This is a genomic window from Kineosporia sp. A_224 (genome assembly GCF_002198655.1).
Lineage (GTDB): Bacteria > Actinomycetota > Actinomycetes > Actinomycetales > Kineosporiaceae > R-H-3.
In genome coordinates this window covers 16,780-28,336 of sequence record NZ_MWLN01000237.1, presented here as the reverse complement: position 1 = coordinate 28,336, position 11,557 = coordinate 16,780, and the positions used below count along the sequence as shown (strand labels likewise).

10 protein-coding genes and 1 pseudogene are annotated in these 11,557 nt (G+C 75.5%); 5 read left to right on the top strand and 6 right to left on the bottom strand.

All coding sequences use genetic code 11. The features are described 5' to 3' along the window. Positions 1-581: response regulator transcription factor (locus EDJALFJO_RS32460; RefSeq protein WP_143448923.1), on the top strand; the 581-nt coding region annotated here is incomplete at its 5' end. 31 nt (positions 582-612) lie between these two features. On the opposite strand, the gene EDJALFJO_RS34740 is transcribed toward EDJALFJO_RS32460, so the two are convergent. Next, entirely contained in the window at positions 613-765 is a 153-nt protein-coding gene (locus tag EDJALFJO_RS34740) for a hypothetical protein (protein ID WP_158220656.1), read from the bottom strand. A gap of 224 nt (positions 766-989) precedes the next feature. On the opposite strand from EDJALFJO_RS34740, the gene EDJALFJO_RS32455 reads away from it, so the two are divergent. The 3 genes from EDJALFJO_RS32455 to EDJALFJO_RS36655 all read left to right on the top strand — a co-directional run bounded on the left by EDJALFJO_RS32455 (position 990) and on the right by EDJALFJO_RS36655 (position 4,363). After that, positions 990-3,086, top strand: a complete 2,097-nt coding sequence (locus EDJALFJO_RS32455) for a SpoIIE family protein phosphatase (RefSeq protein ID WP_088290765.1) — start codon at positions 990-992, stop codon at positions 3,084-3,086. A gap of 130 nt (positions 3,087-3,216) precedes the next feature. Continuing rightward, positions 3,217-3,603, top strand: coding sequence for a hypothetical protein (locus tag EDJALFJO_RS32450; RefSeq protein ID WP_088290764.1), 387 nt, complete (start codon positions 3,217-3,219; stop codon positions 3,601-3,603). Between the two features lie 91 nt (positions 3,604-3,694). Then, complete coding sequence (locus EDJALFJO_RS36655) at positions 3,695-4,363, top strand: GNAT family N-acetyltransferase (protein WP_369812603.1); 669 nt, start codon at positions 3,695-3,697, stop codon at positions 4,361-4,363. Between the two features lie 38 nt (positions 4,364-4,401). Here EDJALFJO_RS36655 and EDJALFJO_RS36650 read toward each other — a convergent pair. Together EDJALFJO_RS36650 and EDJALFJO_RS32440 are read right to left on the bottom strand one after the other, a co-directional pair. Further along, positions 4,402-5,835, bottom strand: a pseudogene (locus EDJALFJO_RS36650) (putative bifunctional diguanylate cyclase/phosphodiesterase); the annotation flags it as partial. 984 nt (positions 5,836-6,819) lie between these two features. Then, the gene (locus tag EDJALFJO_RS32440) at positions 6,820-7,899 is read right to left on the bottom strand and encodes an LLM class flavin-dependent oxidoreductase (RefSeq protein ID WP_088290772.1); all 1,080 of its coding nucleotides are present in this window, start codon (positions 7,897-7,899) and stop codon (positions 6,820-6,822) included. A gap of 108 nt (positions 7,900-8,007) precedes the next feature. Between EDJALFJO_RS32440 and EDJALFJO_RS32435 the strand changes: the two genes are divergently transcribed. After that, positions 8,008-8,223, top strand: coding sequence for a hypothetical protein (locus tag EDJALFJO_RS32435; RefSeq protein ID WP_143448921.1), 216 nt, complete (start codon positions 8,008-8,010; stop codon positions 8,221-8,223). 31 nt (positions 8,224-8,254) lie between these two features. On the opposite strand, the gene EDJALFJO_RS32430 is transcribed toward EDJALFJO_RS32435, so the two are convergent. The 3 genes from EDJALFJO_RS32430 to EDJALFJO_RS32420 form a co-directional block, all read right to left on the bottom strand. Then, complete coding sequence (locus EDJALFJO_RS32430) at positions 8,255-9,778, bottom strand: cobyric acid synthase (protein ID WP_088290761.1); 1,524 nt, start codon at positions 9,776-9,778, stop codon at positions 8,255-8,257. 136 nt (positions 9,779-9,914) lie between these two features. After that, on the bottom strand, positions 9,915-10,685 hold the full coding sequence (locus EDJALFJO_RS32425) for a SigB/SigF/SigG family RNA polymerase sigma factor (RefSeq protein ID WP_198950860.1): 771 nt from the start codon (positions 10,683-10,685) through the stop codon (positions 9,915-9,917). 57 nt (positions 10,686-10,742) lie between these two features. Then, positions 10,743-11,531 (bottom strand): enoyl-CoA hydratase-related protein, encoded by a 789-nt coding sequence (locus tag EDJALFJO_RS32420; protein ID WP_088290760.1) that lies wholly within the window; start codon positions 11,529-11,531, stop codon positions 10,743-10,745. Positions 11,532-11,557: the final 26 nt, after the last annotated feature.

The following is an 11,557-nucleotide window of genomic DNA, read 5'->3' as shown; positions in this document are numbered from 1 at the left end:
AGGCGGTGATCGACGACCGCCCGGACGTCGTCCTGCTCGACCTCGGCCTGCCCGACGTCGACGGCCTCCAGGTCCTGCCCATGCTCCGCTCCGTCAGCGACGTCCCCGTCATCATCGTCACCGCCCGCGAGGACGACGCCGACGTCGTCAAGGCCCTCGACGCCGGCGCCGACGACTTCGTCGTCAAACCCTTCGGCGCCGACCACCTCGACGCCCGCATCCGCGCCGTCCTGCGCCGCAGCGGCAACGCCCGCACCGACGCCCCCATCACCGTCGGCGGCCTCGTCGTCGACGCCCGCACCCGCACCGCCACCCTCGACACCCGCACCCTCGAGCTCTCCCGCAAGGAGTTCGACCTCCTGCTCGCCCTCGCCCAACGCGCCGGCGAGGTCGTCACCAAACGCGACCTGCTCGCCGAGGTCTGGCGCCAGCCCTACGGCGGCGGCGACCGCACCGTCGACGTCCACCTCTCCTGGCTGCGCCGCAAGCTCGGCGAGACCGCCGCCGAACCCCGCTACCTCCACAGCGCCCGCGGCGTCGGCGTCCGCCTCGTCGACCCGGCCGACCTCGCCGGCCGCTGACGGGGCTGACGGTCCGGCGGTTCTGACGGGCTCAGCCCGCGGGTTCGTCGCGCCTGCGCACCACGGCGTTGCCGCAGGTCGCGCACCCGAGGAGCCGGGGACCGGCCTCCTCGTCGACGAACCCGAGATCGGTCAGGCCGGCGCCGCACTCGGGACACGTCCCGCCCGCGCCGACGGCGCCCATGCCGGCTCTCCTGCCGCTCGTCGGCGACCGATGTGTCCGGCCGCCCGAGGCGGCAGTACCCGCGCCGGCCGGATGCAAACGCGGCCGCGCCGACCGATCGGCGGCCGGTCGACGGCGGTGATCCGGACGTGGTTAGGTGGATGCGGACGTGTCCTGTCGAGCAGCGGCGGCCGCGGTCCGCCACTTCGTGTCCTGGTGGGCCTGACTGCGGGAGTTCGCTGAGGATGTCGAACGACGTGCGCGACGGGAGCACGCCTGCGGGCGAGCCCGTCTCCCCCCTGACCGACGCCGAGGCCCGCCGGGTGCTCTCCGAGCTGGCCGTCGAGGCCGGTGGCATCGGCACGTTCGACTGGGACCTCGTGACGGGCCGGCTGCTCTGGGACGAGCGCCTCGTGGCGATGTTCGGCTACGAGGCCGGAGCGTTCGCCGAGACGATCGAGGGCTTCACCGCGCGGCTGCACCCCGAGGACGCCGAGCGGGTCGGGGCGCAGATCGCGGCCGCCGTCGGCGAGGTCGGGATCCTCGACACCGAGTACCGCATCGTGCTGCCGGACGGGCAGGTGCGTTTCGTCGGCGCCCGCGGCCGCGCGCTCGCCGGACTGGACGGGCGCGCCGCCCGCCTGCTCGGCGCCGCGTACGACACGACGGCGCGCCGGGAGGGCCAGGTCCAGCTCGAACGCGTCCTGGAGTCGATGTCGACGGCGTTCTTCACCGTCGACCCCGACTGGCGGTTCACCTACGTCAACGGCGAGGCCGAGCGCCTGCTGGGGCTGACCCGGGACGAGCTCGTCGACGAGGTCGTGTGGGACCTCTTCCCGGCCGCCGTCGGGTCGGTCTTCGAGACGAGCTACCGGCGCACGATGGCGACGGGCGAGCCCACGTCGTTCGACGCGTACTACCCGGCCCCGCTCGACGCCTGGTACGAGGTCCGCGCCTGGCGCAACCTCGACGGCGTCGCGGTCTCCTTCCTCGACATCACCGCGCGCCGCCGGCTGCAGGAGCAGGCCGACCAGGAGGCCCGCCGCGGCCGGCTCCTCGGCCACGTCATGGAGCAGCTGCTCGGCACGGTCGACCCGGGCGAGGCGGCCGCCCGGCTCGCCCGGCTGCTCGTCGCCGACCTCGCGGACTGGGCGGTCGTCACGCTGACGGGCGACGAGGGCATCGCCGGGTCGCGGCGCGGCCTCGTCGAGGTCGCCTCGGCGCACCGGGACCCGGCGCTGTCCGCGCTGGTCCAGGAGTACGCCGTCTCCCGGCTGCCGCACCTGCCCGACCTCACCCTCGTCGCCGGTGCGATGGAGGGCGGCGAGCCGCAGGTCATCCAGCACGACGCGGGTGCGGAGGTCATGCGGATGCTCGGCCCGGGCCCGTCCCGGGACCTCATGGCGCGGCTGGCGCCGGACGCCGTCGTCGTGCTGCCGCTCATCGGCTCGACCGGTGCGGTCGGCATCCTCAGCCTCTGCCTCGACGCCGGGCACGGCCCCTTCCCGGACGACGCTCTCGTCACAGCCACGCACGTCGCCGGCCGGGCCGGGCTGGCGCTGGACAACACCCGGCTGTACCGGCAGCAGCGCCGGCTCGCGGAGGGGCTGCAGCGCTCGCTGCTCACCGAGCCGGCGCAGCCGGAGCACCTCCAGGTCGCCGTCCGGTACGTCGCCGCCGCCGAGTCCGCCCAGGTGGGCGGCGACTGGTACGACTTCTTCCGCCAGGCGGACGGGTCGAGCGTCATCGCGATCGGCGACGTCCTCGGCCACGACACCGAGGCCGCCGCGGCGATGGGCCAGGTGCGGTCCATGCTGCGCGGGATCGCCCTCACCGGCACCGCCGGGAGCACCGGCCCGGCGGACGTCCTGCGCGGCCTCGACCGGGCCATGACGAGCCTGGACCTGTCGACGACGGCGACCGCGGTCGTCGCGCGGCTCTCACCGCCGGCCGGCCCGGAGCCGTCCCCGACCGTCCTCACCTGGGCGAACGCCGGCCACCCACCGCCGCTCGTCGTCGGCGCGGACGGCACGGTCAGCCCGCTGGCCACCCCGGCGAACGACCTGCTCCTCGGCGTCCTCCCGGACGCACCGCGGACCGAGCACACCCGGGCCCTGACCCCCGGCGCGACCGTGCTGCTCTACACCGACGGGCTCGTGGAGCGCCGGGGGCAGTCCATCGACGACGGGCTCGCCCGGCTCGAGGACCTGCTGGCCGTCCCGGGCACGCACCTGCTCGGGCTCGAGGACCTCTGCGACCGGGTCATGTCCCGGCTCGTCGACCCCACCCCGCAGGACGACGTCGCGCTCGTCGCCGTGCGCCTGGCGGCACGCGCCGCCTGACGCACCACCCGTCCGCCGCCCCTGCACCACCCGGACGGCGCATGGTCGGCCACCCTGCGCGGCCCCATGCTCGACACAGAGCATCCGTCGGCGCGGCAGGGTCGTCGACACGAGCAGGACGAGGTGCACGGTGTCCGGCGGCTGGTCGTGGCAGGAACACAGCGGGGTCCGGTATCTGGTCCTCGACTACCGCGGGCTCGACGACGCGCAGGCGCAGGCGCTGCTCCTCGAGAGCGTCGAGGTCATCCGGGCCGAGCCGCCGGGGGTGCGTGTGCTCGTCCACAACGACGCCCGGCTGCCGAGCGTCGAGCACGCCCGGCTCGCGATGGACCTGGGCCGGACGGTCTACCGGCCGCTGCGCACGAGGATGGCGATCCTCGGCCTGCCCCCGGTCGCGGTCATGGGCCTGCGGACCTTCAACGCCGTCGCCGGCGGGAACCGGGCCGCACCCTTCCGGGACGAGGAGCAGGCGATGCGGTTCCTCCTGGCGGGTGCGGAGACCGCCTCGGCGGCCTGACCACAACACGAACCCCTAGAAGTGTGACTCTTCGAAATCAGACAGTTACGGTGAGCGAACGTCCATCAAAACTGTCGAGAAGAGGATCATTGTGGAGGTTCACGAGCTGACCGTGGTCGACGACACGACACGGGAGGAGTGCTGGGCGGTCTACGAGCGGGCCTTCGGCCCGCTGCGGGCGCGGGCGGTCCAGCGCCACCTCATGCACCGGCACGAGTTCGACGAGGTGCTGTCCGACCCGCGGGTGGACAAGTACGTGGCCGTCGACGGCTCCCGGGTGGTCGCCATGGCGACCCTGACGAACGACCTCTCGGCCGTGCCGCTCATCTCGCCCGAGTACTTCCAGACCCGCTGGCCGGAGCACTACGCAGCGGGGCATGTCTGGTACGTGGGCTTCCTGGGCATCGACCCGGACTACCGGCGCACGTCCGTCTCGGCGCTGCTCATCAGGGCCCTGGGCGCCCGGGCCGCGGTCACCGGCGGCGTCGTCGGCGTCGACATCTGCGACTTCAACGAGGAGACGCTGCGCCTGGCCCGGTCCATCCGCACCCTCGGGCGGGTGGTCTCGGCCGAGTCGGTGCTCCACCGGCTCGACGCCCAGACCTTCTGGGCCTACGAGGTGCCCCAGCCGTCCGGCCAGGGCCTCGCCGTCCCGGTCGAGCCCGCCGCCGCGCGCACCGTGATGGTGTTGCCGGCCGAGACGCTCCACCTCGACGCGAAGTCCGAGGCGCTCACGGCGGGCCCCCAGAGCCAGCCCTGACCCAGCCCGATGCGCAGGGCACGCAGCGTCGAGTGCTGGGCCGGCGTCTCGACGCCCTCGGCGACCACGCTGAGCCCGAGCGCCTCGGCGATGCCCTGGACGGCGCGCACGATCGCGGCGTTGCCGTTCGGGGCGTCGAGCGCGGCGACGAAGCTGCGGTCGAGCTTCACGGTGTGCACGGGGAGCCGGTCGAGGTGGGACAGCGACGAGTACCCGGTGCCGAAGTCGTCGAGCGAGAGCCGGACGCCGCCGCGGCGCAGCTCCTCGAGCAGCGCGATGGACGTGTCGGGGTCGGTCAGCATGACCGACTCGGTGATCTCGAGGACGAGGCACCGGGCCGGCAGCCCGGTCCGCTCGAGGACGTCGCGCACGGTGGCGACGAAGTCGCCCTCGACGAGCTGGCGGGCCGACACGTTCACCGAGACGCTGAAGTCGTTGTCGACGACACCGGAGCGCCGCCACTGCATCGTCGTCGCCGCAGCCTGCTCGAGCACCCAGGCGCCGAGCTCGACGACGAGCCCGCTCTCCTCGGCCACCGGGATGAACTCGGCCGGGGACACCGGCCCCTCCCCCTTGAGCGTCCAGCGCAGCAGCGCCTCGCAGCCCTGCACCCGGCCGCCGTCGATCCGGACGATCGGCTGGTAGAAGACCTCCAGCTCCTCGAGCTCGATGGCCCGGCGCAGCGCCGTCCCGAGCCGCAGCCGCTTGGCGACGACGGCGCTCATCGCCTCGTCGTAGAGCACGCAGCGGTCCCGGCCCTCGAACTTCGCCCGCCCCAGGGCGGTGTCGGCGTTGCGGAGCAGGCCGACCGCGGACGTCTGCCCGGGCCCGACCGCGGCGCCGATCGACACGCTGACCACGAACTCGAGCTCGTCGACGAGGACGGGCTGTGCGGCCGTCTCGCGGAGCGCCGCGGCGAGCCGCAGGACGCTCCGCGTCGCGGCACCGGGTGAGGGCGCGGCACCGGCGAAGACGAACTCGTCGCCGCCCTGCCGGGCCACCAGCGGGCACGCGTGCTCCGTGGCGACGGTGACGAGCCTGGCGGCCATCGCCGAGAGCAGCCGGTCGCCGACCGCCGAGCCCCACGTGTCGTTGACGAGCCGGAAGTGGTCCAGGTCGAGCACCGCGGCCCAGACCGCGCCCCCGCCGGCCGAGGCGCCGCCCGCGATCCGGTCCAGCGCGTCCGTCGCGGCCACCCGGTTCAACATGCCGGTGAGGCCGTCGTGCGTGCTCTGGTGGAGCAGCGTCTGCTGGGCCGCGACGTGCCGCTCGACGGCGGACAGCGCACGGCGGACGACGAGCACGGCGACGACGAGCCCGGCGGCCGCCTCGACGGCACGGGCCGTCAGCGTCTGCGCCGGTGACAGCAGCACCGTGATCGACGGCAGGCACAGGGCCGGGACGAGCAGTGCGAGCCGCCGCCGGGACCAGGCCTGGGCCGGGCGCGGCACCGCGGAGGTCAGCTGGGTCATCGTCGGGTGCAGCGCCGCCACGGCGAACAGCGTGTAGGCGCCGAAGTACGGCAGGTCGAGCAGCGGCGAGCCGACGAGCTGCCCCCGGACGCCGATCCAGGCGTACCCGACGTCCCCGACGAGGAAGAACAGCAGGCTGCCGGTGAGCGCGCGGAAGCTCGCGGTGCCTCCGGCGGACGTGAACCCGAGCTGGAGGATGACGAAGACGACCGCGATGTCGAGCATCGGGTAGAGCCCCGCAAGCACGGACACCCACAGCGGCCGGCCGTCGACGCCGGCGGCGGGGAGACCGAGGAAGATCACGACGACGCAGGCGCACCCGACCACCGCGACGAGACCGTCGAGCATGGCGAAGGTGTTCGAGCGGGCGTGCGGTCCCGCGATCCCCAGGAGGCCGCCGACGCACGCGAGGTAGCCGGCGAGCGTGAACAGGTCGGCCGCCGCCGCCAGCACCCCCGGCTGCGTGACCGCCCACGGCCGGACGAGTGCACCGACGACGAACAGCGCTGACCCGAGGGCCATGAGCCGCCAGAACAGCGGCTGGGCCGGGGCGTGCAACGACGCCCCGGCGAGGATGGAGGCGACGGCGACGACCGCGACGACGAGGATGGACATCGACCTCAGGGCCGCAGAGCCGGTCGTGACGTAGACGGCCGCGCAGACGAGGCCGAGCACGACGGGACCGGCCCACAGCGGGGCGGCCGCGAGCGCGGCCCGGACGCCGGCCGGGGACGACGGCCGCGCCCTGCTCCCGGCCAGGGCCGGGACGGTCGTTCTGCTGAGGTGCACGAGGTTCCCATCGGCGGACCGGACCCGGACGTCAGACTTCCGGCGACCGCGCGGAGACCACGCGACGCAGGAGCCCCACTGGTCATCGACGTCCCGGGCCATCCCGGGCGGCAGGAGCGTCCGGGCGGAGCGTGCGAGCTGACCGTACCCGGGCTTTCGGCACATCTGAGCCGGTTCTGGACCCCTGTCATGCGATCAGCCGATCGGTGACGCACCCGTCCGCTCGTCCGCGACGCACCCGTCGGTCGCGCCGAGCCCCGGCGGCAGGTCGCCGCCGAACAGCGTGTGCAGCCGCCGGTACGACGCGAGCCGCTCCGCCGGGTCGTGGACGACGGTCGTCACCATGAGCTCGTCGGCGCTGCTGGCCTCGAGCAGGTCCGCGAGCACCCGGCGGACCGTCGCGGGCCCGCCGACGGCCTGCCCGTCGAGCCGGTCGGCGACGATCGCGAGCTCTGCCGGGGTCCACGGGTGGGCCGCGGCCTCCTCCGGGGTGGGCACCGGGCCGGGGCGGCCCTGCGCGAGCCGGACGAACGACAGCGCCCCGGAGCCGGCGAGGAAGCGGGCCCGGTCGTCGTCCTCGGCGAGGACCACCTGGACGGCGACGACCGCGTACGGCCGGTCCAGCACGGCCGACGGGGTGAAGGCGCTGCGGTAGAGGTCGAGCGCGGGCAGGGTGTTCCGGGCGCTGAAGTGGTGGGCGAACGCGAAGGGCAGGCCGAGCGCACCGGCGACCTGGGCGCTGTAGCCGCTCGAGCCGAGCAGCCAGACCGGCAGCGGGCCGCCCGGCGCCGGCACCGCGCGGATCGCCGCGTACGGGTGGCCGGGCGGGAACCCGCCGTCGAGGAACGCCACGAGGTCGGCGAGCTGCTCGGGGAAGTCGTCGGCCGACAGCGGGTCGACGCTGCGCCGCAGCGCCCGGGCGGTCGCGCCGTCCGTGCCGGGGGCCCGGCCCAGGCCCAGGTCGATCCGCCCCGGGTGCAGCGCGTCGAGGGTGCCGAACTGCTCGGCGACGACGAGCGGCGGGTGGTTCGGCAGCATGACGCCGCCCGAGCCGACCCGGATCCGCCGGGTCGCCGCCGCGACCGCCCCGATGAGCACCGCGGGCGCCGAGCTCGCGATGCCCGGCATGTTGTGGTGCTCGGCGAGCCAGTACCGGGTGAACCCGAGGTCCTCCACGGCCCGGGCGAGCGCGAGCGTCGCCGTGACGGCGTCGTGCGGGGTGCGGCCGGCGCCGACGGGCGCCAGGTCGAGGACGGACAGCGGGACGCGCGGCAGGTCGGTCACCTCCGGGCCAACGCCGGGGGCCGCCCGTCCCTTCCGCACCGGGCGCCGGATAGCGTGGCCGCAGATGCCGGGCACCCGACCGGCGGGCGGGAGGCGGTCATGGCCGGCAGCGGACGGCTCGCGCGACGCCTCGCCCGCTGGGCCGCAGCGCTCGACCGGATCGGCACGAGCTTCTACGGCGGCGCCCAGGTCGGCGACGCCCGGGGCACCGGTGCGGCGGCGCCGCCGGCCGCGCCGTGCACCCTGTGCGGCAAGCCGCTCGACGACCACACCTTCGGCCGGGTCGGTGGCGCGGGCCGGATGTACTGCCCCTGACCCTCCGGCTGCTGCGGTCCGCCCGTGCCCGTCAGGCCGGTGCGCCGGGCGGCACGAACGGCAGGCCCGCCGGTGCTCCCCCGTCGACGAGCCGCTCGAGGGCGGCGGTGTCGAGGTGGTCGGCGACGAGGTCCCCGAGGACGTCGAGCCGGGCGGCGCGGACGGCGGCCAGGCTCGTGCCCGGCGCCGGCACGAACTCCCGGCCCGCCCGGTCGGCGACGTCCGCGAGGAACGCCCGGCGGAAGCCGTCGCTCTCCCAGGCGCCGTGCCACGTCGTCCCCCACACCGCACCGGCCCGGCAGCCGTCGAGGAAGACCTCGGCCCCCTGCCGCAGCGCCGCCGGGTCGACCGTGCCGATGCCGTGGTGGATCTCGTACGCCGTCGTCACCGGCTCGCCGTACGCCTCGCCCACCGGGCGGCCCACGACCTTCGCCGCGGCGAAGCGGACGTCGACGGGCAGCAGACCGAGGCCGGCGACGGTGCCCGCGCGGGACTCGACGTCGTCGGTGATGCTCCGCGCGAGCATCTGGTAGCCGCCGCACACCCCGAGCAGGGGGCGGCCGCGGGCGGCCCGGTCGGCGACCGCGGCCGCGACCCCGCTCGAGCGCAGCCAGGCCAGGTCCGCCACGGTGGCGCGGCTGCCCGGCAGGACGACGAGGTCGGCGTCCCGGACGTCGTCCGGGGACGTCGTCCAGCGGACCACGACGCCCGGCTCGACCGCGAGCGCCTCGACGTCGGTGGAGTTGCTCGTCCGCGGCAGCCGGACGGCGGCCACCCGCAGCGTGTGCGCGCCGACGGCCGGGCCGGCCGCCGCGGGGTCGGCGGCCGAGGTGTCGAGCGAGAGGCTGTCCTCGAGGTCGAAGGCGAGGCCCGGCGTCCACGGCAGGACGCCGAGCGTGGGGCGGCCGGTGAGCCGGTCGAGCATCCGCAGCCCGGGCTCGAGCAGCGCCGGGTCGCCGCGGAACTTGTTGACGACGAAGCCCGCGACGAGCGACTGGTCGCGCGGCGAGAGCAGGGCGAGGGTGCCGAACATCGCGGCGAAGACGCCACCGCGGTCGATGTCGCCGACGACGATCGTCGGGACGTCCCGCGCGTCCGCCAGGCCCATGTTCGCGATGTCGCCCTCGCGCAGGTTGATCTCGGCCGGGCTGCCCGCCCCCTCGCAGACGACGACGTCGAAGCGCGAGCGCAGGTCGTCGAAGGCGTCGAGCGCCGTCCGGCGCAGCACCTCCCGCAGACCGCGGTAGGACGCCGCGCCCGCCGTCCCGTAGGGCCGGCCCATGAGGACGACGTGGCTCTCCCGGTCGCTGCCCGGCTTGAGGAGCACCGGGTTCATCGCGGCCTCGGGCGGCAGCCCGCACGCCGCGGCCTGGGCGGCCTGGGCACGGCCGATCTCGGCGCCGTCCGCGGTGACCGCGGAGTTGTTGCTCATGTTCTGGGCCTTGAAGGGCGCCACCCGGACCCCGCGCCGGTGCAGCCACCGGCAGATCCCGGCCGTGACGACCGACTTGCCGGCGTCGCTCGTCGTGCCCGCGACGAGCAGCGTGCCGTTCATGGCCCTCCCGGTCCGGTCGCCGCCGGCCGGCGGGCGCCGACCATGCTCCCATCCCCGCCGCCTGCTCCGGCTCGCGCTGCTCCGGCTCGCGCTGCTCCGGCCCGCGCTACTCCGGCCCGCGCTACTCCGGCCCGCGCTACTCCGGCCCGCTCTGCTCCAGCTCGCGCCGCAGCTGCTCGTGGGTGCGGGTGAGCAGCCGGGAGACCTGCATCTGGGTCACGCCGACCTCCTGCGCGATCTGCTGCTGGGTGAGCTCGTGGAAGTAGCGCAGCGCGAGGATGCGGCGCTCCCGCGGGGCGACCGTCTCCAGCGCGTCGCGCAGGCTGACGATGTCCTCGACGAGGTCGTACTGCGGCTCCGCCGCCCCGACGGAGTCGGCGATGCTCACCTCCCCGTCCGCCGACGGGACGGGGGCGTCGATCGACCGCAGGTGGTAGCTCTCGCCGCTGGCGAGGCACTCGGCGACCTCGTCGACGTCGACCTCGAGCCGGGCGGCGATCTCCGACATCCGCGGCGAGCGGCCGAGCTCCTGGGTCAGCTCCTCGCCGGTCCGGACGACGTCCGCGCGCAGCTCCTGGACCCGCCGCGGCGGCCGGATCTGCCAGCCGTGGTCGCGGAAGTGCCGCTTGACCTCACCGGTGATCGTCGGCACCGCGTAGCCGACGAAGTCCTTGCCGCGGCGGGCGTCGAAGCCCTGCGTGGCCTTGACGAGCCCGAGGCACGCGACCTGGACGAGCTCGTCGAACGACTCGCCGCGGTTGCGGAAGCGGCGCGCGACGCTCGTCGCCATCGGCATGCACCGCTCGGCGAGCTCGCGCCGCAGCGCGGTGTCCTGCGCCGGGTCGTCGTTCTCGGCGATCCGCGCCACGAGGACCCGGACCGCAGGGTCGTCCCCGGTGTCGGCCACGCGGTCATGAGAGCAAGCATCGCCAAGATCGCATCTTCCGTCGGCCGCGGGCGCGGGCTACGCGCCGTCCGGGAGGGTGCTCGGGAACACCGGGCGGCGCTTCCCGACGAAGGCGGCCAGCCCCTCGGCGGCGTCCGGCTCACCGGCCCGGGCGGCGATCGACAATGACTCGCGGCGCATCGCCGTCTCCGGCGAGCCGGGGACGGCGTCGCGGATCAGCCGCTTGGCGGCGGCCTGCGCGGCCGCGGGGCCGGCGAGCAGCTGGGCGACCACCGCCTCGGCACCGGCGGCCAGCTCGTCGTCCGGGAACACCTTTGCGACGAGCCCGGCGGCGTGCGCCTCCGCCGCGCTCCAGCGCGGGTTGAGCAGGGCGAGGTGCAGCGCCCGGTGCAGGCCGACCGTCGCCGGCAGCAGGGTGCTCCCGCCGTCGGGGCTGAACCCGATCCGGGTGTAGGCGAGCGTGAAGGCCGCCGACTCCCCCGCGAGCACGAGGTCCGCCGCTGCGGCGAGCGGCACCCCGGCCCCCGCGGCGACGCCCTGCACGACGCTGACGACGATCGCGTCGCTGCGCTGCAGGTCGGTCACCGCCCGGTGCAGGTCCTCGGCGAGGTCCTCGACGAGCGACGGCAGCTCGGCCGCCGCCGCGAACGCCTTGACGTCGCCGCCGACGCTGAAGGCCGTGCCGCGGGCCGCGAGCAGCACGACGCGGGCGCCGTCCTGGCGGGCCCGGCGGACCGCGGCGAGCAGGTCGGCGCCGAGCTCCGCGGACAGGGCGTTGCCGCGCTCCGGGTCGGCGAGCGTGATGCGCGCGAGCCCGTCCGCGAACGCGTAGTCGACGAGGGTCACCGGGCCACCCTAGGGCGCCCCGTATG

Excerpts from the sequence above, each read along its gene's own strand:
- EDJALFJO_RS34740 (WP_158220656.1), bottom strand. The coding sequence starts at position 765 with ATGGGCGCCGTCGGCGCGGGCGGGACGTGTCCCGAGTGCGGCGCCGGC.
- EDJALFJO_RS32455 (WP_088290765.1), top strand. The coding sequence starts at position 990 with ATGTCGAACGACGTGCGCGACGGGAGCACGCCTGCGGGCGAGCCCGTC.
- EDJALFJO_RS32435 (WP_143448921.1), top strand. The coding sequence starts at position 8,008 with ATGGCCGGCAGCGGACGGCTCGCGCGACGCCTCGCCCGCTGGGCCGCA.
- EDJALFJO_RS32430 (WP_088290761.1), bottom strand. The coding sequence starts at position 9,778 with ATGAACGGCACGCTGCTCGTCGCGGGCACGACGAGCGACGCCGGCAAG.